The organism is Flagellimonas abyssi (assembly GCF_019457905.1).
Lineage (GTDB): Bacteria > Bacteroidota > Bacteroidia > Flavobacteriales > Flavobacteriaceae > Flagellimonas > Flagellimonas abyssi.
This window is the reverse complement of sequence record NZ_JAHZSV010000023.1, coordinates 12993-35463: the sequence shown is the minus strand read 5'-3', so window position 1 is coordinate 35463 and position 22471 is coordinate 12993. Positions and strand designations below refer to the sequence as shown.

General features: G+C 42.1%; 17 protein-coding genes. 6 read left to right on the top strand and 11 right to left on the bottom strand.

Going from position 1 to position 22471, the window contains the following annotated elements; all coding sequences use genetic code 11:
• Nucleotides 1-34: 34 nt before the first annotated feature.
• Together K1F36_RS14630 and mnmA are read right to left on the bottom strand one after the other, a co-directional pair.
• Nucleotides 35-976, bottom strand: a complete 942-nt coding sequence (locus tag K1F36_RS14630) for an NAD(P)H-dependent flavin oxidoreductase (protein ID WP_220114510.1) — start codon at nt 974-976, stop codon at nt 35-37.
• Nucleotides 977-1032: 56 nt separating this feature from the next.
• On the bottom strand, nt 1033-2223 hold the full coding sequence (gene mnmA / locus K1F36_RS14625) for a tRNA 2-thiouridine(34) synthase MnmA (protein ID WP_220114509.1): 1191 nt from the start codon (nt 2221-2223) through the stop codon (nt 1033-1035).
• A 204-nt stretch (nt 2224-2427) separates the two neighbouring features.
• On the opposite strand from mnmA, the gene K1F36_RS14620 reads away from it, so the two are divergent.
• Nucleotides 2428-4296, top strand: coding sequence for a fasciclin domain-containing protein (locus tag K1F36_RS14620; RefSeq protein WP_220114508.1), 1869 nt, complete (start codon nt 2428-2430; stop codon nt 4294-4296).
• A gap of 277 nt (nt 4297-4573) precedes the next feature.
• Here K1F36_RS14620 and yidC read toward each other — a convergent pair whose 3' ends face one another.
• From yidC to K1F36_RS14605, 3 genes are all read right to left on the bottom strand, one after another.
• Nucleotides 4574-6442, bottom strand: a complete 1869-nt coding sequence (gene yidC / locus K1F36_RS14615) for a membrane protein insertase YidC (RefSeq protein ID WP_220114507.1) — start codon at nt 6440-6442, stop codon at nt 4574-4576.
• Nucleotides 6443-6507: 65 nt separating this feature from the next.
• On the bottom strand, nt 6508-8142 hold the full coding sequence (locus K1F36_RS14610; protein ID WP_220114506.1) for a CTP synthase: 1635 nt from the start codon (nt 8140-8142) through the stop codon (nt 6508-6510).
• A gap of 49 nt (nt 8143-8191) precedes the next feature.
• Nucleotides 8192-8434 (bottom strand): DUF3820 family protein, encoded by a 243-nt coding sequence (locus K1F36_RS14605; protein WP_220114505.1) that lies wholly within the window; start codon nt 8432-8434, stop codon nt 8192-8194.
• A 43-nt stretch (nt 8435-8477) separates the two neighbouring features.
• Here K1F36_RS14605 and K1F36_RS14600 point away from each other — a divergent pair, with 43 nt between their 5' ends.
• The 3 genes from K1F36_RS14600 (at nt 8478) to K1F36_RS14590 (ending at nt 12160) form a co-directional block, all read left to right on the top strand.
• A complete protein-coding gene (locus K1F36_RS14600; protein ID WP_220114504.1) occupies nt 8478-9341 on the top strand; it encodes a hydroxypyruvate isomerase family protein in 864 nt (287 codons plus the stop codon).
• A gap of 98 nt (nt 9342-9439) precedes the next feature.
• A complete protein-coding gene (locus tag K1F36_RS14595; protein ID WP_220114503.1) occupies nt 9440-10663 on the top strand; it encodes a DUF2254 domain-containing protein in 1224 nt (407 codons plus the stop codon).
• A gap of 438 nt (nt 10664-11101) precedes the next feature.
• Nucleotides 11102-12160 carry a TrkH family potassium uptake protein gene (locus K1F36_RS14590; protein ID WP_313790080.1) on the top strand — a complete coding sequence of 353 codons (1059 nt, stop codon included), beginning with the start codon at nt 11102-11104 and terminating at the stop codon, nt 12158-12160.
• A gap of 56 nt (nt 12161-12216) precedes the next feature.
• On the opposite strand, the gene K1F36_RS14585 is transcribed toward K1F36_RS14590, so the two are convergent.
• From K1F36_RS14585 to guaA, 5 genes are all read right to left on the bottom strand, one after another.
• Entirely contained in the window at nt 12217-12414 is a 198-nt protein-coding gene (locus K1F36_RS14585; RefSeq protein WP_207036493.1) for a hypothetical protein, read from the bottom strand.
• 106 nt (nt 12415-12520) lie between these two features.
• Nucleotides 12521-13054, bottom strand: coding sequence for a DUF922 domain-containing protein (locus K1F36_RS14580; protein WP_220114502.1), 534 nt, complete (start codon nt 13052-13054; stop codon nt 12521-12523).
• Nucleotides 13042-13446, bottom strand: a complete 405-nt coding sequence (locus K1F36_RS14575) for an OsmC family protein (protein ID WP_220114501.1) — start codon at nt 13444-13446, stop codon at nt 13042-13044. The genes K1F36_RS14580 and K1F36_RS14575 overlap by 13 nt, the downstream gene beginning before the upstream one ends.
• Complete coding sequence (locus K1F36_RS14570) at nt 13424-15613, bottom strand: LysM peptidoglycan-binding domain-containing protein (protein WP_220114500.1); 2190 nt, start codon at nt 15611-15613, stop codon at nt 13424-13426. Before K1F36_RS14570 ends, K1F36_RS14575 begins: the two co-directional genes overlap by 23 nt.
• Nucleotides 15610-17142 carry a glutamine-hydrolyzing GMP synthase gene (guaA, locus tag K1F36_RS14565; RefSeq protein WP_220114499.1) on the bottom strand — a complete coding sequence of 511 codons (1533 nt, stop codon included), beginning with the start codon at nt 17140-17142 and terminating at the stop codon, nt 15610-15612. The genes K1F36_RS14570 and guaA overlap by 4 nt, the downstream gene beginning before the upstream one ends.
• A 207-nt stretch (nt 17143-17349) precedes the next feature.
• On the opposite strand from guaA, the gene pgmB reads away from it, so the two are divergent.
• Complete coding sequence (pgmB, locus tag K1F36_RS14560) at nt 17350-18009, top strand: beta-phosphoglucomutase (protein WP_220114498.1); 660 nt, start codon at nt 17350-17352, stop codon at nt 18007-18009.
• A gap of 208 nt (nt 18010-18217) precedes the next feature.
• On the opposite strand, the gene bshC is transcribed toward pgmB, so the two are convergent.
• Complete coding sequence (gene bshC, locus K1F36_RS14555) at nt 18218-19822, bottom strand: bacillithiol biosynthesis cysteine-adding enzyme BshC (RefSeq protein WP_220114497.1); 1605 nt, start codon at nt 19820-19822, stop codon at nt 18218-18220.
• A 159-nt stretch (nt 19823-19981) separates the two neighbouring features.
• On the opposite strand from bshC, the gene K1F36_RS14550 reads away from it, so the two are divergent.
• Nucleotides 19982-22432 carry a M14 family metallopeptidase gene (locus tag K1F36_RS14550; protein WP_220114496.1) on the top strand — a complete coding sequence of 817 codons (2451 nt, stop codon included), beginning with the start codon at nt 19982-19984 and terminating at the stop codon, nt 22430-22432.
• Nucleotides 22433-22471: the final 39 nt, after the last annotated feature.

Sequence of the window (22471 nt, the reverse complement as noted above, 5' to 3'; positions counted from 1 at the left end):
TATATTAAAAGTTTCTCAAAAGTTCACTAACCACCTAATACTCTTGTATTTCTATTTTTGCCCGATGATACTCTTCCATCAATTCACGAACAATTTCTGCTGCTGGAGTTATGTTATGGATCAAACCGGAAACTTGTCCTATTTCCAGTTCGCCTTCCTCCATATCACCTTCGAACATCCCTTTTTTGGCCCTGGCCCTTCCCAATAGTTTCATCAGTTCTTCTTTTGTTGCTCCGCTAGCATAGGCTTTTTGAATGTCGTCGAAGAATTTATTTTTAAGCAATCGAACCGGTGCAAGCTCCTTTAAAGTCAATTGGGTATCGCCCTCTTTGGCATCTACCACCCATTTTTTGAACAATTCGTGGGAAGATGCTTCTGGTGAGGCTACAAACCTGCTCCCTACCTGAACACCATCCGCACCCAAAACCATGGCGGCCAACATAGCCCTTCCTGTAGCAATACCGCCCGCGGCAATCAATGGAATATCAATTTTTTCCTTTACTGATGGAATCAATACCATGGTCGTGGTTTCGTCACGGCCATTATGACCACCTGCTTCAAAACCTTCTGCCACAACGGCATCCACTCCAGCTTCCTGGGCTTTTAAGGCAAATTTTACGCTACTGACGACATGTACGACGGTTATCCCTTTTTCTTGAAGAAATAAAGTCCAGGTTTTAGGGTTTCCAGCTGAAGTGAACACTATCTTCACCTCGTGCTTCACAATAATATCCATCAATTTTTCAATGTCGGGATATAACATGGGAACATTCACCCCAAAAGGCTTACTGGTTGCTCTTTTACATTTGATGATATGCTCCTCCAGCACCTCGGGATACATGCTGCCCGCACCCAACAATCCCAATCCGCCTGCATTTGAAACCGCTGAGGCCAAACGCCAACCACTGGCCCAGACCATTCCTGCTTGAATTATGGGGTATTCGATTCCGAAAAGTTGTGTGATTTTATTTTGCATGGAAATTTGATTCTAGTAGTACCCACCAAAATAATGAAAATAAATAAGGAATTCCTTTAGGATATTACCCCAGAGCCTACCAGTTCGTCATCAAGGTACCAAGCCGCAAACTGACCTTCGGTTATAGCGGATTGCTTGTCCTTGAAATCAACGAACAGGCCATTCTCTACTTTATAAAGGGTTGCGGGTTGCAAGGGCTGTCGGTAACGGATACGTGCCATCACCTCAATAGTTTCATCTACCTTCAAGGCTAAATCAGGGCGTACCCAATGGAGTTCATCCTCTTTAATGAACAATGTATTTCTAAGCAGACCGGGGTGTGCTTTTCCCTGACCGGTATAGATAATGTTCTTATTCACATCGGTATCGATAACGAACAATGGTTCCTTGGTTCCGCCAACATTTAGGCCTTTTCGCTGGCCAATGGTAAAATAGTGGGCACCTTGATGCTCTCCAACAACCTTTCCATCCGATTCGTTGTAAACAGGTTTCTCCGCACGGAAGGTAAGTTTCTCCCTTTCATTTTGGAAATCGGGAACCACTGCGGAAAATTGTGTTGCATTACTTGGAACTTCCACAATAATCCCTTTTTTGGGTTTTAATTTTTGTTGAAGAAACTCTGGCAAATGCACTTTCCCTATAAAACACAAACCCTGTGAATCTTTTTTATCGGCAGTGATCAAATTATTTTCGGCAGCAATCTTCCGTACCTCAGGTTTTAATAATTCACCAATCGGAAATAAGGTCTTGGACAATTGCTCTTGCGATAATTGACAAAGGAAATAGCTCTGGTCCTTATTGGGATCCTTACCTGATAACAACTGGTAGGTTTCAGTTCCATCTTCATTTTGGATGGTTCCCTTTCTACAGTAATGACCGGTTGCCACATAATCCGCACCCAATTGCAGTGCGATTTTCATGAAAACATCAAATTTTATCTCGCGATTGCACAGCACGTCGGGATTAGGGGTTCTTCCTCTTTCATATTCATTGAACATATAATCCACGATACGCTCTTTGTACTCTACACTCAAATCCACAGTCTGAAAAGGAATGCCCAATTTTTCCGCGACAATCAAAGCATCGTTGCTGTCTTCCAGCCAAGGACATTCTTCGGATATGGTAACGGAATCGTCATGCCAGTTCTTCATGAAAAGACCAATCACATCATATCCCTGTTCTTTGAGCAGATAAGCGGCCACGCTCGAATCCACTCCTCCCGAAAGTCCAACAACAACCTTTTTCATTGCATTTGATTAAGGCTACAAAAATACAAATTGACATCTATTAAAAATTGTAAATCTGTCTTAAAGCGTATAAACGGTAATTATAACCCGCACAAGGTCAAAACCATAATTTTTGTTAAAGTTTTTAGTAAAAATGTTAAACATTATTGTTTTTATTTTGTTTAATGTTAGTTTTAAATAGTTAAACAAACATCTATAGACAACATGAAAACTCTAAAACACTTAAGCCGACTGACATTATTGCTCTTATTTATTGGTGCGACCTCTTGCTCCAATGACGACAACGGCCCAACACCACCAATGGAAGAGGATGCCAATATTGTAGAGGCAGCCCAAGCAACTTCAGAATTGAGTACTTTGGTTGCTGCGCTTCAAAAGGCAGATGAAAGTGCCAACAATGATTTGATTACAGCTCTTAGCGGTGAAGGACCATTTACCGTATTTGCCCCGACCAACGAAGCATTCAACGATTTGCTTGCCCAATTGGATGGTTTTGATTCGTTAGATGACTTTAGTTCTCAACAATTACAAGATTTACTTGCTGTAATTCTTACTTATCACGTAGTGGCAGATGCTGCATTTTCCACAGATTTGAGTGATGGAATGAGCCTAACTACATTACAAGGCTCTTCTCTCCAGATAGATATTGATGGTGATGTCTTTATACAAGATGCTACCGATGTTCCTGCCAAAGTGGTTGATGCGGACATCGAGGTTTCCAACGGAGTGGTTCATATAATAGATAAAGTATTGTTGCCACAAGCCATTTTGGACGAGTTGGCAGATATCATCCTTGTACCTATAACTGATTTGGCCATTGGAAATGAGAATCTAGAAAATTTGGTTGCCGCGCTTACCGCAGCCAATGGCGACTTGCCTACCGTATTGCGAGGTGACGGACCATTTACCGTATTGGCTCCCACGGACGAAGCATTCGAGACATTCCTCGATGGCGCAACTTTGGATGACATCCCTGTTGACGTTTTGACCAACGTATTGCTTAACCACGTTATTAGTGGTGAAATTTCCTCGGAAGATTTGACTGGGCTTGGTTCTGGTTACACAAGTACTATGGCCACAGGAGCTGGAGACCAAATGGTAAGTTTGTTCTTCGATACTTCGGATGGTGTTACCTTTAACGGCGTATCTTCTGTTGTAAATCAGGATGTTAAAGCTTTGAACGGTATTGTTCATGTGGTGGATGCCGTAATAGATATCCCTAACATTGTGGACCATGCGGTTGCCAACCCAGGGTTTTCGTCTTTAGTTGCAGCCTTAACGGACGGAGGCAATACTACTTTCACCGATTTGTTATCCAACGAAGAAGAACTTTTCACCGTATTTGCTCCAGGAAACGACGCATTCAGCGCATTCACAAATCCAAATTCAAATGATATCAATGCCATTTTGGCCAATCATGTGGTGATGGGCGCCGCTGCCTTCCGCTCGGATTTGACCAATACCTATTACACAACTGAGGCAGAATTCGCAACAGACGAAAACTTAAGCCTCTACGTAAATACCGATGATGGTGTTACATTGAACGGAACCAGTAGTGTGGTAATGGCGGATATTGTAGCCAGCAACGGAGTAATCCATACAGTGGATGCCGTAATAGACTTGCCGACCGTAGTGACTTTTGCTACTGCCGATCCTACCTTCTCTACTTTGGTACAAGCATTGACAGAGTTGACACCGGGAACAGATTTTGTTAGTGTACTGTCCGCCCAAGATGGTAACGGAAGTGATCCATTCACCATATTTGCTCCTACAAATGACGCATTTGCCTCGCTTGCAAGTATTCCTGGTGAAGCTGACTTGACTCCGATACTTCAACATCACGTTGTGGCAGGAGCCAATGTTCGCTCAGGCGACCTCAGCGACGGCGCTACAGCAACAACTTTGGAAGGTGACATGATCACCATCAACCTACCAGGTACAGGTGATAACATCGCCGATATTACCGACGGTGCAGGAAACACGGGCATTGGTATAGATGCTGTGGATGTACAGGCCATCAACGGTGTGATTCACGTTGTGGATACCGTTCTTATACCGGATACATCAAACTAACTGATTTTTGATTGATAGATAGTGTTTAAAAGCCCCCTCAATTAATTTTGAGGGGGCTTTTTATCGTGTACATGTTACCGTTTATCGATGACACATCAACATCGGAATATTTACCCACAAAAAGCGGCTGTTTTACAACTATTAATTTTTTCAGTCTAGGTAATGCCGCATCTTTGGAGTCCCAAATCTTTCCAAACTATACCTGTAAATGGAAACTCCCCCAAGGCAATCTTGAGGGAGTTTTTTTATTTTGTCCAAAAAGTAATTTTCTTGCAGGTTATCTTCTTCCTGATTTTTTTTGCTCTTCGGCCTGTTCCATCATTTCGCGCATCTTGCGCTGGAACTTGTTCTCTTTTTTAGGCTTTTTCTTATTCTCCTGAATCTGAGCATGGATTTTATTCTCGTCCAAGATATAATTCTTGATGGCCAACATAATAAAGATGGTAATCAAGTTGGAGATAAAGTAGTACAAACTCAATCCACTCGCATAGTTGTTAAAAAAGAACAACATCATAATAGGCGATAGGTACATAATGAACTTCATGTTCGGCATACCGGGCTGCTGCTGCATCTGCATACTCTGACCAGTGGTCATCTGCATGTAGAAGAAAATGGCAATCGAAGCCAAAATCGGGAACAGTGAGACGTGGTCTCCATAAAAAGGTATGGTGAACGGCAACTCAAAAATGGTATCATAGGATGATAGATCCTCGGCCCATAAGAAAGGTTTCTGACGCAACGCAAACGACGTTGGGAAAAACATGAACAGGGAATAGAAAATAGGCAACTGCAATAAAGCGGGAACACATCCACTCATAGGGCTTACACCAGCTTTATTGTAGACCTTCATGGTCTCCTGCTGCTTTTTCATGGCGTTGTCCTTATACTTTTCGTTGATTTCTGAAATCTCAGGTTTCAATACCTTCATCTTGGCCTGCGACAAATAGGATTTATAGGTCACCGGCGATAATGCCAATCGCACCAAAATGGTCATGATTACAATGGCGATACCGTAGGGCAAGAACGAACTTAAGAATGTGTAGAATGGTGTGAACACATATCGGTTGATCCAACCGAAAATCCCCCATCCGAATGGAATAGAGTCGGCCAGTCCCAAATCCTTGTAATCATCCAGTACCTTTACATCCGTAGGCCCGTAATACCAATGCATGTCCTGCGATATTTCGCCCCCCTGGAATTCCAAAGGCGCCCTTGTGCTATATTCTTTGGTAAAATGTAGCTCTTTGCTTTCTTCCTCGACCAAATTGGTAGAAGTTAAATCTGCAGTTTTAAAATGATTGTCGGTTGCCAAAATAGAGCTAAAGAAATGCTGACGGTACGATAACCATTTTACATCCTCCTCGGTCTCTTCATCAAAATCACTGCTCTCCGAAAGTTTACTGATATCACCATCATCGTGGTTGTACGTTAAACGGGTATATCTGTTTTCGTACTGTACGCTCTTGTTATGTCGGATTCCTTTGAGATCCCACTCCAAAGTAACGGGTTTACTAGTATTAAAAACCCCGTTCAACCCTTGGGAACGAATGGTAAAATCCACCAAATACTCATTCGGTTTCATCTCGTAGCGGTACTCCAAAAATTTGCCGTTGGCAACTTTTGCCTTCATGGACAGCACCTTATTATCACCGCTTTGGGTAAGGGATGGTTCAAAATATAAATCGGCCGTGCTCAATACTCGGTTATCCGATGTGGTAAAGTTCAATGCAAAGTTGGCATTTCCGTCCTTCACCAAATACACGGGAATCGAATCGAAGGTTACAAATTCCTTCATTTTTGCCTCAACAATCTGCCCTCCTTTATTGGCGATTTCCAAAAACAGTACTTCGTTCTCCAAAACCGTAGTACCTTCCGAGGTTTGGGTAAATCCAAAGGCCCCGACAGTACTTTTGTAATTGGCAACAGCAGTGGAATCGTTAAGATCTATGGTCTTGGTCTCCTTGACAGGGGCTGTTTTAACCTCCTGCTCCTTCTTGGCGGCCTCAGCTTCTATTCGTGCTTGTTCTGCTTTTTGAGCTTCAAGCTCTTCTGGCGTTGGCTGATTTTGGAAAAACATAAAAATGAGTATCCCAAAAATCAGTACAAATCCAATAATGGATTTAATATCCAGCTTCTTTTCTTCCATGAATATTATTTAGTAGAAATATGTATTGGTATTTCAGGTGACAAATATATGTCCAAAAGCCTGTTTTATGCCAAACTGGCATTGTTTTGTTTCTGTTTATGGTTGAGAACTGCCTTTACAAAGCCCACGAACAATGGATGCGGACTTGCTACCGTACTTTTATATTCGGGATGGTACTGTACCCCTACGAACCAAGGATGGGATGGAATTTCCACAACTTCCACAAGACCAGTTTTTGGATTAAGCCCCGAAGCGACCAAACCAGCTTCCTCCAATTGTTCCTTGTACTTATTGTTGAACTCATACCTATGCCTGTGGCGTTCCTCCATATCTGAAGCACCGTACACGCCATGAACCAAACTTCCCTCTTTAAGGTGGCAGTCCCAACTTCCCAAACGCATGGTGCCTCCCTTATTGGTAATATTTTTTTGTTCCTCCATTAAGCTGATTACCGGGTCCGGGGTATCCTTGTTCATTTCGGTAGAGTTGGCTTGCGATAGGCCAAGAACGGTACGCGCAAACTCGATTACCGCCATTTGCATGCCCAAGCAGATGCCCAAGAAAGGAATGTTGTTCTCACGAGCGTAGGTAACGGCATTTACCTTGCCTTCAATACCCCGTTCACCAAAACCTGGAGCTACCAAAATACCGTCCAGTCCCTGCAATTTCTTTTCAATATTTTTAGCCGACAAATGCTCGGAGTGGATAGATTTTACCTCAACCTCAACTTCGTTCGTCGCACCGGCATGGATAAATGCCTCTTGTATGGATTTATAGGAATCGGGAAGTTCAACATACTTACCTATCAACCCGATCACTACCTTGTCCTTAGGGTTTTTATGACGCTGTAAAAACTCTTTCCATTGGTCCAAATTGGGTTCGGTGGTATTCGGAAGTGCCAATTTTTCCAAGGTCACGGTATCCAACCCCTCCTCTTGCATCAATAAAGGAACATCATATATAGTAGATGCATCTATGGATTGAATTACGGCCTCTTTCCTAACATTGCAGAAAAGTGCAAGTTTTTCTTTTATATCCTCAGAGATATGGTGTTCGGTACGACATACCAATATATCAGCCTTGATTCCACTTTCCATCAAAGTCTTAACGGAGTGCTGGGTCGGCTTGGTCTTTAACTCACCGGCAGCGGAAAGGAATGGCACCAAGGTCAAATGGATTACAATTCCATTGTGCTCTCCCAACTCCCATAACAACTGGCGAACGGATTCTATATAAGGAAGCGATTCAATATCACCAACGGTCCCCCCTATTTCGGTTATAATGATATCATAGTCACCACTTTTTCCCAAAATTTGGATGCGTTCCTTGATCTCGTTGGTAATATGCGGCACAACTTGAACGGTCTTGCCCAAAAACTCCCCTCGACGTTCTTTTTCAATAACACTTTGATAAATTCTACCTGTGGTTACGTTGTTGGCCTGTGAAGTACGTACATTCAAAAAACGTTCGTAGTGACCAAGATCCAAGTCGGTTTCGGCACCGTCATCGGTCACATAACATTCGCCATGCTCATACGGATTAAGTGTTCCCGGGTCAACATTAATGTATGGATCCAGCTTTTGGATGGTGGTTCGGTACCCCCTGGCCTGCAGTAGTTTAGCCAAGGATGCGGCGATAATTCCTTTACCCAATGAAGAGGTAACGCCTCCCGTAACGAAAATGTACTTGGTATCTGACATATTGATCATTCTATTACGGGGCGTAAAATTACTAATTGCTGGGCAAAAATCAGGTAGATTCGCGAGGAAAATCTTTTTGTAACTTTCTAATGACGGGTTCAAGGTTGTTGTCCTTGATTGTCAACATGGTATTTAAGTAACCGCCCAATTTGCCTTCGGGAAACCCTTTTTGGCGAAACCAGACCAGATAGGGCAATGGCAGATCCACAAGGTATCTGCCCTTGAATTTACCGAACGGCATCTTATAATGTGCCAGTTCCAACAATTGTTTTGAATCGGGGCGTATTTCCATATCTAGGTCTAAAATACTATCTTTCCGAGAACAAATTCACACAATGAAACGTAGAAATTTTATAGCCACGGCCGCCGTCGGGTCTGCAGGTCTGGCCTCAACCTCTGCCATGGCTTACGGCCAAGGCCAAAGCAAAGAATTCAAACTTAAGAACAATATTAACCATAGTGTATGCGAATGGTGTTTTAACGATATTCCTTTGGAAGATTTTTTAAAGACCCTTAACGAGCTCGGGGTAAAGGCCATTGATTTGGTCGGTCCGGACAGATGGCCGATCTTGAAGAAATACGATATACACTGTTCCATGTGCAATGGGGCAGAAATTAGTTTGACCGAGGGCTGGAACAACCCAAAATACCACGAGCAGCTTATAAAAAACTATACGGAAATAATCCCGAAGGTTGCCGAAGCGGGCTACACGAACCTTATCTGTTTTAGCGGTAACCGAAATGGCATGAACGACTATGTGGGACTGCAAAACTGTGTGGACGGACTTTCGCAAATCATGCCCTTGGCAGAGAAACACGGAGTAGTTATCCAGATGGAGCTTTTTAACCAAGTGAACCATCCCGATTATATGTGTGACAACTCGCTTTGGGGCGTGGAACTTTGCAAGCACTTGGGTAGCGACAACTTTAAACTATTATTCGATATCTACCACATGCAGATTCAAGAGGGGGATATTATCAGAAGTATTCAAAACTACCACCCTTATTTTGGACACTACCACACAGCAGGTGTTCCAGGAAGACATGAAATCGATGAGACACAGGAGCTCTATTATCCTGCCATCATAAAAGCGATACATGCAACCGGTTTTACCGGGTATGTTGCGCAAGAGTTTATCGTTACCTGGGAAGATAAAATCGGGGCGTTAAAAGATGCTTTTACAAGATGTGATATATAAATTTTCAGGATTAGTATTGAATACTAAAAACCTGGTTGAAATGGCCATAAAATAACAGTAAAGGGGCCCTTCCTTCAACACTCTTATTTTTTCCGGAAATGATAACACCCATAAGCAAGTGGATTCGTATTTATTATAACAAGGTTACAGGAAGTATTGCCTTTATTCCTGGAATTAGCGCCCTTGCTTTTCTTTTGCTGATATGGATTTTGTTGGCTGTTGATTTTTCTGAATGGGCCCAAAATTTAAAAACAGATTTTAGTTGGCTACAAATTAAGGATGCCAGCACGGCCAGGTCATTGGTTTCCACAGTGGCGGCCGCCATAATTTCCTTGACCGTCTTCAGTTTTTCCATGGTGATGATCGTATTGAACCAGGCGGCTTCACAAATGAGCAATCGAGTGCTGCATGGAATGATCGAGAACCGCTTTCAGCAGTTGATTCTCGGCTTTTATATTGGCACCATAGTATACGCATTACTGCTCCTAAGTACCATTCGCGATAACAGTAGTGGTATTACCGTGCCTTCGCTGAGTGTTTACATACTCATTTTGTTGACGGTCATCGATATTTTCCTGTTCATATATTTTTTGGACTATGTTACCAAAACCGTCCGTTACGAGACTGTTATTGGTCGGTTGCAGAACAAGGTGATCAAGTCCATGGAATCCAAATTCGAAAAGGGCCAAACGCAAAAGCCGAATTGGGAAACGTTGCCAAAGATTGAATTAAAGTCCCCAGCATCAAACTATTTCCAAAGTTTTGACGAAAAAAAATTATTGCAATTGATGACGGATCAGAACTTACATGCCAATTTTCTTTTCAAACCTACCACCTACGTTTTAAAAAATACAGTTTTCATGGAAGTTTATGGAAAGGAAAGCCTTGATGATGATAATATCAAAATCATCCTCTCCACAGTTGATTTTTATGACGGCCAACCTGTTGAAAGGAATTCCGATTATGGTTTTACACAACTGACCGAAGTGGCCATAAAAGCATTGAGCCCTGGCATTAATGACCCTGGAACCGCAGTGATTGCCCTACATGCGCTTTCGGACCTTTTCTATTTTAAAATGAAACATAGGCTCCCAGAAACCATTTTTGATGATGAGGAAACCCCAAGAATCTATAGACCCACATCAACGTTCAAAGAGCTGTTCGAGAAATGTATCCTCCCCATCTGGAACTATGGCAAAAACGACAAATACATCCAGGATGAGCTCGCTTTCATCATTACCCAACTAAAGACCTTGGATAGTGAAAAAGAACATACAGGACTATTCGACCATATTTTAAAGAAAATTGCAGCACAAGCTTAAAAGTGTATCGTTCCACAAAAACAAAGGTTTGCTCAAAGTGTGATACCGCCTTTAGATTCAAAATGGATGTGCTATTTTCAACCATTATTTTTTTAAAAAACTTAATCTGTATCCAAAATTCGTTAATACTTTTGCTTATACTTTGTAATCCAAAAAACGAATGTTCCACATCCTCAAATCCAGATACAAAAGGTTCCAGATAAGTAAATCTCCCCAACTAAATTTAGTCTGGGGCTTTTTTTTGTACACCCTGATGGGGTTTCTATTGCTATCGATTCCACTTTTTCATAAAACCGATGTCGCCTTTTTAGACAACCTATTTATTTCAACTTCGGCCATCTCAACCACCGGACTTGTAACGATAAGCATATTTGACTCTTACAATTTTTTTGGGCAGTTCATCATTATGATACTTATTCAGTTGGGCGGGATTGGTTTATGACCCTGACCACGTATTACCTGCTCTTCACGACCAAACGCATTACAAGATGGCACCAAAAAATTATTGGTGCGGAATTCACCATGCCAGCCACCATTCAAATCAAGGATTTTATAAAAAGTGTTGTTTATTTTACATTGGTCATGGAGTTTTTGGGCACCATTTCCTTTTACATAGCTTTTCATCAGGAGGGAATTACGGGCCTAAAAGGTATATGGTTTTCCCTATTCCATAGCGTTTCTTCCTTTTGTACCGCCGGTTTTAGTCTATTCAATGACAGTTTTGAGAGCTTTTCTGAAAATACCCCCATCAATTGGACCATTTCTATCTTAGCGATTGCAGGATCCCTTGGTTTTATTGTGATTACCGATGTTTGGTACAGGATCATGGGAAAGTCAAAGGCGATTACCTTTACCTCTAAAATCATAATATATGGATTCATAATTCTACTTGGGATTGGCACGTTGTTATTTTATTTCACGGAACCCCTTGTAAAAGCATCCGAACACCGGTTGATGGAAGCCTTTTTCCAGTCGATGACCTCCATGACCACCGTTGGGTTCAACACAGTGCCGATTGGTTCGCTCTCATTGCCCCTCCTTCTTTTGACCATTTTTTTGATGTACATCGGAGCATCGCCATCGGGTACTGCTGGTGGGATGAAAATAACCACATTGACCGCTATGGTAGCCATTTTAAAAAGCCGGTTGCTCGGTCAGAAAAAAATAACTTTTTTGAAAAGGACCATTCCTTTGGAACGGCTTTTTGTGGCGACGTCCACCTTTATCCTCTATACATCGATGATTTTTCTTTTCAGCTTTTTGCTTTCCTTTACCGAACAATCAAGTTTTGACAAAATCCTTTTTGAGGTGGCCTCTGCGCTTGGAACCGTAGGTTTAAGCACAGGAATAACCGCCGACCTTTCAGAGGTTGGAAAATCGCTTATCATCCTATTGATGTTTTTGGGGCGTGTTGGGGTACTTACTTTTGGTTTTGCTTTATTGATGCGAATGAAAAAGCAAGATTTAAAATTGAAAAGTGAAGATTTGGCCGTGTAGATTGCGGCAGAGATAGGGTTAAAAGATAGCTGTTCAAGGTTTGTTGTGGTGTAAAATTACCCTGCTCTCAAAACCCTGACCACTCCCCTGATTGCCGTGGCCACTTCCTGTAGCTCGTCTCTGGAAAAAGTGTCTTCTTCCACATAGAACAACATTTCCACGGCTAGATCCAAGTGCTCCGCTAAAGCCTCGGGAGTACCATAAGTATCAAAAATTAATTGTAACAACTCAATCTTCTGTTCTAAAGAAATCAAACCTTTGATGATTTAAGATTCACAAGAATCAAAGTTCATCATTTGATTGCAGATAGCTAGCCCTATTTATCGTACAAGATAAAAATCCAAGCTATGGGTGTAGAAATTATTCCGATTCTTTTAAGGTCTCAGCAATCTTTTGGTTCCACTCTGCCTGCTTTTCACGGTTTCGGGAAAAGTTGGTTTCCCAATCATATCGTTCTTGGTATTCTTGAAGCTCTTTGAGAATATCATTGTATATCTTCCTCACCTCTGCTTTTACATCATCGGAAAAAGAAGTCCTTTGGAGCTTGTCGCGCATTTTACGGGCAAAAATTTCGGTTATATCAAAATGAAGTTGCTCGTGGGCCAAGGTGTTTTCATTACATAGCTTTGGCCTATACCACGATTCGTTCGGATAGAAATAGGCATTCACCTCAAAATCCAAATGAACCTCGTGATGCAATAAATTTGCTGAATAGGAATAGCTGATACCGCTTGCGGTGGTTGCTGCCGTTGGTTCGCCCGGAGGCACTTTTCCCTTAAAATCGGCCCAAGTTAGTCTAACATCCTCACTCCATGGAACTCCCTGCTCGATTTCTTGTGCGATTCCAAAAAAACCAAGTAGAAAAATACATCCTATTGTGATTATTTTGTCCAATTGAATTCGATTACCTTTTCAATATCGGGATGCAGGCTATAATGCACCGGGCATGTGTTGGCGGTATGTACCAATATTTTTCTTTGTTTTTCGGACAAGGCCGCAGGCATTTCAAATGTAACCTCAATTTTGGAAATCCGTCTAGGGTCGGCCGCCATGTGCTTGGTCACCTCCGCTGTTGAGCCGGTCAAGTCTACCTCCATATCACGGGCCCTGATTCCCATCATGGTCATCATGCAATTAGCTAGTCCAGTGGCCACGGTATCGGTGGGAGAAAACGCTTCTCCCTTACCGTTGTTATCAACAGGGGCATCTGTAATATATTCGTTACCCGAACGTAGATGTACGCATGTGGTACGAAGGTTTCCGTTATAGGTTACTTTTGATGTCATTCTTTTGCTCTACTTCCTTTATGGTTAAGTTATCGTACTCCATTATATAGCATGCCCTGTTAAAATACCCAGACGTCCAATCATTCAAGTAATCAAAACCATTACCTGCATATTCGGTAAGTCCGATATATTTGGAAGTTTCAAAAAGATTCTTCTTGTAGGCAAGCTTAAGGAGAACATCCATTGTTACGTCAAACCCTCTTACCGCATACCTGTCCGGTATAAGTCCATCATACTTCTTTGTATATGCACTTACAAAAGCATCGTTTCCATTTTCCTTGTAAAATGAAGGATATGTAAACCTAAGGTTTGACAAATGCGTTCTTGATACGGCATCGTCATCGAATGCCCCATTATAGCTGGTAGTAAACATACGCACCTTTGTTTGCTTTCCTTCTCCGGTTTCTCCTATTCGAGTATTGGCCGAGTTCAATATGGAGGTGACACTAGCCACCATATTGGGCTGGTCGGTTTCCAGGAAAACCCAGTTTTCCTTCTCATTGGAAAGTTGAATTAGAAAACGGTCCAAATGCAATGATTTGTTGTCAATGATCTTGGCAATTTGCGCTGCCGGAAACTTGCTCAAAATAGAATCGTGCGCCACCTGATGGGTAGAATCGGCAATAATGATCACGTTCTCGTTCTTATGGATTTTTTTCATGTAAGACAGTAGCTTATCCCTGAGCACGGCATCTCTTGGCACAGAGAAGAACACATTGTTATGGCTCAACTTACTATCCGATGAAATTGGCGCAATCACCGGAATTTTTTTTGCAGCGGCCTGTACGGCAACTTCGTCCAACGGTCCGGCGGCCAATGGTCCAATAATAGCATCAACCCCATTTAGATTTTCCCTGAAAAGAATTTCTTTGACCTTGGCTTGATCCAATTGCGTATCATAGGTTTTCACATCTACTGAAACCCCTAGTTTTTTAATGGAATCCAAAGCGACCATTGCACCGGTATAAAATCCAAGACTTAGTGCCAGATCTCTACGGTTTTTAATCAATTCCTCGGCTTTTTCGGTATCCGCCACGTTTACCTTGTCCAATCTAAAGGGAAGCATAAAGACCAACTTGGGCCTATTCTCCACATTGATACTGTCCACCAAATTGATTTTATCCAGGACCAAGGCATTCTTCACTTCGAGCTCTTTGGCTTTTTCTTTGGGCAATTTTAGCACCATTCCCGCCTTCAATCCATTTTCAAGCGCTGGGTTCAAACGGAATAGCTCTTCTCTCGTGATTTTAAGGTTTTGGGTAATCCTAAAAATATTTTGTTTGGGTTTAACTTCATAAAAAATAAAGTTCTCCGTATTTACTTCTCCTTTGGCATCCCTTTTTTTGGGAAGCCTTACCACCATGCCTTCTTTGAGACCGCCCTGTTTCATAATCTCAGGATTGAGCCTCACTATGGAATCTGTTGGAATACCATATTCTCTTCCCAAGCTGTAAAGTGTCATTTTAGGCGGCACCGTATACGAAGTGAACAGGTCTGTTTTTTGTCCTTTTAAGCTGTCTCCCTTTGGTCTGGGCAGTTTCAATTCTTGACCTGCAGCCAAATAATTGGTGGTCTTGTCCAGTGCGGGGTTCAAAATTAAAAGGCTATCCACGCTAATACCATATTTGTGCGCTACGCTCCAACGTGTTTCCTTCGGCTGCACGGTATAGATTTCAAAATCCAGTTCCTTTTCTTCATCGGGGTCAACCTCGGGGAATACTGGAATCTGAAGAATCATTTTACGATCAAGTGTCTCCGAATACAAGTTGGTATTGTACCTTTTTAACTGATCTTGGGTGATATTGTATTTTTTTGTGATGCCGAATATGGTCTCCTTTCGCTTTACCCTGTGGCGTATAAAACGGATTGGCTTTACCTCTTCCTCCTGCTCTTCCACTTTGTTCACGGGTTTCTGCTCAGGTTTGGTTTCCGTAACCTTACCTGTCAAAGGAATTATAAGGATGGTATTCTCCTTGACATCGGAAGCACTCTTGATCTCTTTATTTGCCTGTAATATGCTGTAGGGCGTAACCCTGTATTTTTGGGAAATGCTCTTAAGTGTTTCCCCTTCCTTTACAGCGTGTGTTGCATAGTTTTGCGCAGAAACCGGTACCATGGCAAAAAAAAGCACCATGGTAAAAACCAGTTGTAACATATATTTTTTCATTCCCATTCTATAGTTGCCGGTGGTTTTGAACTAATGTCGTACACCACTCTATTAACGCCTTTAACCTTGTTTATTATATCATTAGAGGTTTTTTGTAGGAACTCGTAGGGCAAATTCACCCAATCGGCGGTCATACCATCCGTACTTTCCACCGCTCTGAGCGCGACACACTTTTCGTACGTACGCTCATCTCCCATAACTCCCACACTATCTACGGGCAAAAGCATGGCTCCGGCCTGCCAAACCTTGTCATAAAGTCCCCATTTTTTCAAACCATCAATAAAAATGGCATCCACTTCTTGTAAAATAGCCACTTTTTCTGCTGTAATATCTCCCAAGATACGGATTCCCAAACCAGGTCCTGGAAAGGGGTGCCTTCCCAAAATTTCAGGGGACATGTCCATACTTGCTCCAACTCGCCTTACCTCATCTTTGAACAACATTTTCAAGGGCTCCACTATTTTCAACTTCATGTAGTCGGGTAATCCTCCAACGTTGTGGTGACTTTTTATAACTGCTGATGGGCCTCCACTCGCCGAAACCGATTCAATCCGATCTGGATAGATGGTTCCTTGTGCCAACCATTTTGCATTTTCAACTTTGTGTGACTCATCATCGAAAACCTCGATAAAGACCCTTCCGATGATCTTTCTTTTTCCTTCTGGGTCCGATTCACCTTTCAAGGCATCCAAAAAGCGTGCCGAAGCATCGACACCCTTTACATTAAGTCCCATGTGTTTATATTGATCCAAAACATCTTCAAACTCGTTCTTCCGCAAAAGCCCGTTATTCACAAAGATGCAGTATAGGTGATCGCCTATGGCCTTGTGCAGCAACATGGCCGCGACACTTGAATCCACCCCACCTGAGAGACCGAGTATTACTTTTTCATCTCCGATTTCTTTCTTAAGCTCCTCAACGGTTGTTTCCACAAAAGCATCAGGGGTCCAATCTTGTTGTAATCCAGCAATATTCACCAAAAAGTTTTCCAACAGTTTTTTTCCGTCGGTGGTGTGGTATACTTCTGGGTGGAACTGAATTCCATAAGTAGTTTCCCCAGCTATTTTATAGGCGGCATTCTCCACATCGTGGGTACTGGCCAAACGAACCGCTCCCTCGGGCAGTTCTTTTATGGTATCGCTGTGGCTCATCCATACTTGGCTTCCTTCACCTATGCCATTTAAAAAATCCTCTCCTTCCTTTACATAAGAGAGGTTAGCTCGGCCATATTCCCGGGTTGCCGAAGGTGCCACGTTTCCGCCATGGAAGTGGGACAGGTATTGCGCACCGTAGCAAATGCCCAATAAAGGCATCTTCCCCTTTATTTTTGAAAGATCAGGGTGCGGCGCCTGTTCGGAACGTACCGAAGATGGCGACCCCGAAAGGATAACGGCCTTATACTCCGATAAATCCTCGGGCAATTTATTGTACGGCTTAATTTCTGAATAAATGTTGAGTTCCCTTACGCGTCTTGCGATCAATTGTGTATACTGGGAACCAAAGTCTAGGATGAGTACGTTGTTATGCATGGGCAAAAATAGCAATTTGCTTTAGTTGCAAAAGTATCTTTTAAAGGTTATTTATGACAAGTTTTTCCCAAAAGTAATTCCAACGGGTTATCAACAACTTCATTTGTTTGAGCTTCTCCTCATTCTATTTTTAATAAGCGTTCTCTCTTATATAGTTTTTTTCTTAATTGATTTCATTATTTCTTTGCGGTCTAAATTGAACCAACCATGATTAAGGGATTCATTTTTGATTTGGATGGTGTGATAACCGACACCGCTGAACTACATTATGATGCTTGGAAAAAGTTAGCGGATGAAATGGGCTGGGAGTTTGACCGTGAACTCAATGAAAAACTGAGGGGTATTTCCAGAATGGATTCCATAAAGGTCATCATGGACCATAATGGCGTATCCTTGGATGAAAACAAGATAGTTGAACTTGCCACCAAAAAGAATGACATCTATGTCAATAGTCTGGATGGTATGACCCAAGAGGACTACCTGCCAGGTGCCAGGGAGCTGCTTACACATTTGCGTTCGGAAGGATTTAGTGTGGCATTGGGAAGTGCGAGCAAGAATGCGAACAAGGTATTGCAACAACTCAAGGCCACTCATTATTTTGATGTAATCGGTGATGGAAACAGTGTTTCCAAGAGCAAGCCTGCTCCCGATATTTTTTTGTTCGCCTCTGAAAAATTAGGACTACGTCCCGAAAACTGTATTGTTTTTGAAGATGCAGAAAAAGGAATCGATGCGGCAAAGGCTGGTAACTTCCTTAGTGTTGGCATCGGTCCGGAAGAGCGCGTAGGGCATGCAGACATCAGGTTCAATACCATGAAGGAGGCGACTCTGTTCGAAGTAAAATCACATTTCAAGGATTTGTTTTAAATCAACTTCACAATAAAAAACAAAAAGCTCCGGGAACCACTCCGGAGCTTTTCAATAAAATCAAAACCAACCTAAACATATTGAGTTAACCTACTCAAAATTTAAATTTTCATAGCTATTTACACCTATGGAACAATCCAAAATGTAAATACCCTACCTAAGTTTAAAATTTTTTTGATTTTTTTTAGTGAAGCCCTATAAACTTCGGCTAAGCGCGCCTTAGAACAATAAAATCCTTGGAAAATGGGTCTAGCTTATCCAATAACAACGGAATCAAAGTATCTCCCATTTCCAAATAGATTTCCGAGAAGTTGAGTTGCCGTTCTTGCAAGGATTGGTTCGGAAAAAGTTCATTTTGAAGGTCTGTCAATCGTACCACGTGATCCTTCAACTTTTTCTTTTGGGCTTTTAACAAGCGTTTTTCAAGGACATCCAACCCTTTTTTCTGCTTTACTTCCTGAGCTTTCACTGCTCCCAAAAAGCTTTTATCGGTTTGCTCCGCCAAATCATACATATGCTGAAACTGTTCTTCCAGCAACTTTTTCTGGGGCGAAAAATCTATATCGATGTTAGAAATGTCACGTATCTTTTTATTGATGAGCGAATGTTGCTTCATAAATAAATGAGAAACCTTCAATCCCATTTTCTTTACTTTTTCGGATTGCTTCTCCGTTATCAACAAGGCCGAATTGCGCAACATCAACATGGGGAAAGTTACCCCGACCTCATTAAAATACGATTTGAGCTCCAGCCAATAGGCCAGCTCTCCTCCCCCGCCAATGTAGCAAAGGTTGGGCAGAATCACCTCTTGGTACAATGGTCGCGCCACCACATTGGGCGAAAAACGTTCGGGACTGGCCTCAAGCTCGGAAAGAAGTTCTTCCCTGGAAAATTGGATTTGGGTGCCAACGACCCCGTATTTTCCATTTTTCTCCACGATTCTTTCCCGCAGACCATCCTTTAGATAAAAATAATTGATTTCTCTGGGGTTTACCTGTATATTATAATCAGAAGACGCTTTACTTAGTTCTTTAATAGTTTCTGATATCCTTTTAAACGGGGTTTGCTCAAGAATATCCTTTTTGGCAAAGGGCACCAATAATTGCTTCAAATCCTTGTCGTCACCATCAACAATTACCAATCCCTGTTCCCCAAAAAGGGCATTGGCAAGATATCTAGTGGCATCGGTCAAGTTGGAATGTTCAAGATAACTCGACCTAAAAAGTTCTTTTAAGCTATCGGTCAACCCTAAATTACCAAGCTCCGCTACAAAGATTTCAAAAACATCCTCCAATCCATCTGTGGACAACCGGCCCACTGCTCCAGCGGCTTTTTTGTTCCAAAGCACTTTTTTTCCGTGCAGATTGAAGTAATTGATCTCATCAAAATCATGGTCTTCTGTTGCCATCCAATACACAGGGACAAAGTGATGGTCTGAATGTTGCTCATTGAGCTTTTTGGCCAAGTTGATGGTGGAAACGATTTTATATAGAAAATACAGCGGACCGGTAAAAAGATTTAATTGATGCCCCGTAACCACCGTAAAGGTCTTCTCATCCTTTAGCGCATCAATATTTTCTTGGGTGCCATTGGAGATCTCAATATTTTTATACTGGTTTTTCAAAGAGTTGACCAGAACAGTTCTGTTTGTCTTGGGATAGTTAGATGCCTTTTCTTTGATTTGGTCATCAAAGTTCTCGAGTAGGGGAAACCTATTGTAAAAAGGAGACAACTCCTTTTTCTGATCTAAATAGTCGCAAATTAATTGGGAAAAATAACCGGTCTCCTTAAAGGGTATACATTCTACTTCCATTAAAACAGTAATGAGGTGTTCAAAGATAAGTCTCTTCTTTTTTTCTCATCCCAAAAATACGTTAATTGAATTTTATACATTTTGAATGGTCCCTACCCAATAAAATTAGGTTTCTGGCTCAATTTATTATTAGATTTGGTAAAACCAATTAAACCAAGCATGACCAGATTTTTATTTTCCCTCATTCTATTAGCATCAATTTCTTTATCCGCACAACAGTTAAAATCCCCATCCGAATTTTTGGGATATGAACTCGGTACCCAGTTCACAAGGCATCATGAAGTGGTGGATTACTACGAGTACTTGGCCGAGTCCGCTCCGGATAGGGTACAACTAACCGTTTACGGAAAAACCAACGAACGTCGACCCTTGATCTTGGCCTATGTGTCTTCAGCGGAAAACTTGGCCAATCTGGAGACCATTCGTCAGGAACATTTAAAAGACACGGAGGGTGCAGGAAATTCCTCCAAAGCAATTGTTTGGTTGAGCTACAACGTGCACGGGAACGAAAGTGTGAGTACGGAAGCTTCCATGAAAACCATTTATGAACTTTTGACCAAAAAAAGTTCATATTTAGAAAATACGGTCGTGATCATGGATCCATGTATCAATCCTGATGGCAGGGACAGGTACAGCAATTGGTACAATCAATACAAAAACACACCATACCAAGTGGACCCTAACAGTAAGGAGCACCACGAAGGATGGTGGAGCGGCAGGAGCAACCACTATATGTTCGACCTTAACCGTGATTGGGCCTGGCTTACACAGATAGAAAGCCAGCAACGTTTAAAAATGTTCAATCAATGGTTGCCCCATGTACACGTGGACTTCCATGAACAAGGTGTGAACAGCCCATATTACTTTGCCCCGGCTGCAGAGCCCTATCACGAGGTAATTACCGATTTTCAGCGCGATTTCCAGGTGACTTTGGGTAGAAACCATGCAAAATATTTTGATGCCAACGGGTGGTTCTATTTTACCAAAGAAGTCTTTGACCTGCTGTATCCAAGTTACGGAGACACCTACCCTATTTATAATGGGGCCATTGGCATGACCTATGAACAAGGGGGCAGCGGACAAGCTGGTTTGGGCATTATAACCGCTATCGGCGATACACTGACATTGAAAGATAGAATTGCTCATCACTTTACCACCGGGCTTTCTACCGTGGAAGTATCTTCCCAAAACGCGGAAAAACTCAACCAAGAATTCAGAGAGTTCCATCAAAGCAAAGATTTTAAATATAAAAGCTACGTACTCAAAGGAGAGAAGGACAAATTGGATGCTCTTAAATCCCTTTTGGAAAAACATAACATTGAATACGGTGACCTTACAAGCGGCTCTTACAAGGGCCATAGTTATGGTTCTGGAAGCAACGGCAGCATTTCCATCAATAAAAATGGAATGGTGGTATCTACGGACCAACCTAAGGGAACATTGGTAAAAGTACTTTTCGAACCCAACGCTAAACTGTCCGATTCGTTGACCTATGACATTACCGCATGGTCTTTACCCTATGCATACGGCTTGGATGCGATTGCATCAACATCAGCAATTGCTTCCCAAAATGCCCAAGAAACTGTGCCCTCCTCGAACATTGCGAGTGGAAGCTATGCTTATTTGACCGATTGGAACAGTATGGACGACGCACGCTTTTTAGCGGCTCTGCTAAAAGAAGGAATCAGGGTTCGAAAAGCGGACCACCCTTTTACTATTGAGGGGAAGTCCTTTGAAAGAGGCACATTGATCATCACCAAGGGCGATAATGAAAATAAAGAAGACTTTATTCCGACCCTGCAATCCATTGCTGCAAAATTCAAAAAAGACATTACATCTACAGGAACAGGGTTTGTAGATTCGGGCAAGGACTTTGGTTCTTCATCCATTCAAATGATTTCCAAACCTAAAATTGCCGTATTGTCCGGAGGGCCTACCTCCACACTTCGATTTGGTGAGATTTGGCACTTTTTTGAGCAGCAATTGCACTACCCGCTTACCGTAATAGACGATGAGTACGCCGACCGAGTAGACCTTTACGAATATGATGTCCTTGTATTACCAGATGGCCGTTACGGCAACTACTTTAATGAGGACGAGCTTACCGAGCTTAAAAGTTGGGTAAGAAAAGGCGGTAAGATCATTGCTATGGGCGGCTCCATTGATGCCCTTGATGGCGAAAAGGGATTTGGCATCCAAAAAAAGAAATTGGAAGAAACAGAAAACGATGAAAACGCTCCACAACCCTACAAGGACTGGGAGCGGGAACGTATCAAAGGGGCCATTACAGGGGCTATCTTCAAAACCAAAGTAGACAACTCCAACCCTTTAGCCTACGGATATGGCTCTGACTATTTCTCCCTAAAACTGGGCAGCAGCGCTTATGAATATCTGGACAACGGGAATGCAGTATATCTCGAACAAAATACAAAACCATTTTCAGGCTTTGCCGGAGCGGAAGCAAGGAAAAAGATTTCGGAGTCATTAATCTTCGGTATTGAAAACCATGGCCGGGGCCAGGTTATTTATATGGTGGACAATCCACTATTTAGAGGATTTTGGGAAAACGGAAAACTGTTCTTTGCCAATGCAATTTTTATGGTAGATTAGGTTTTTATCTGGTTTTGAGGGTATTATTCGCTTTTTTTA

Excerpts from the sequence above, each read along its gene's own strand:
- K1F36_RS14570 (WP_220114500.1), bottom strand. The coding sequence starts at position 15,613 with ATGAAAAAATATATGTTACAACTGGTTTTTACCATGGTGCTTTTTTTT.
- K1F36_RS14550 (WP_220114496.1), top strand. The coding sequence starts at position 19,982 with ATGACCAGATTTTTATTTTCCCTCATTCTATTAGCATCAATTTCTTTA.
- K1F36_RS14590 (WP_313790080.1), top strand. The coding sequence starts at position 11,102 with ATGACCCTGACCACGTATTACCTGCTCTTCACGACCAAACGCATTACA.
- K1F36_RS14575 (WP_220114501.1), bottom strand. The coding sequence starts at position 13,446 with ATGACATCAAAAGTAACCTATAACGGAAACCTTCGTACCACATGCGTA.
- guaA (WP_220114499.1), bottom strand. The coding sequence starts at position 17,142 with ATGCATAACAACGTACTCATCCTAGACTTTGGTTCCCAGTATACACAA.
- K1F36_RS14595 (WP_220114503.1), top strand. The coding sequence starts at position 9,440 with ATGATAACACCCATAAGCAAGTGGATTCGTATTTATTATAACAAGGTT.
- K1F36_RS14610 (WP_220114506.1), bottom strand. The coding sequence starts at position 8,142 with ATGTCAGATACCAAGTACATTTTCGTTACGGGAGGCGTTACCTCTTCA.
- K1F36_RS14620 (WP_220114508.1), top strand. The coding sequence starts at position 2,428 with ATGAAAACTCTAAAACACTTAAGCCGACTGACATTATTGCTCTTATTT.
- bshC (WP_220114497.1), bottom strand. The coding sequence starts at position 19,822 with ATGGAAGTAGAATGTATACCCTTTAAGGAGACCGGTTATTTTTCCCAA.
- K1F36_RS14605 (WP_220114505.1), bottom strand. The coding sequence starts at position 8,434 with ATGGAAATACGCCCCGATTCAAAACAATTGTTGGAACTGGCACATTAT.
- mnmA (WP_220114509.1), bottom strand. The coding sequence starts at position 2,223 with ATGAAAAAGGTTGTTGTTGGACTTTCGGGAGGAGTGGATTCGAGCGTG.
- K1F36_RS14630 (WP_220114510.1), bottom strand. The coding sequence starts at position 976 with ATGCAAAATAAAATCACACAACTTTTCGGAATCGAATACCCCATAATT.
- pgmB (WP_220114498.1), top strand. The coding sequence starts at position 17,350 with ATGATTAAGGGATTCATTTTTGATTTGGATGGTGTGATAACCGACACC.
- K1F36_RS14600 (WP_220114504.1), top strand. The coding sequence starts at position 8,478 with ATGAAACGTAGAAATTTTATAGCCACGGCCGCCGTCGGGTCTGCAGGT.
- yidC (WP_220114507.1), bottom strand. The coding sequence starts at position 6,442 with ATGGAAGAAAAGAAGCTGGATATTAAATCCATTATTGGATTTGTACTG.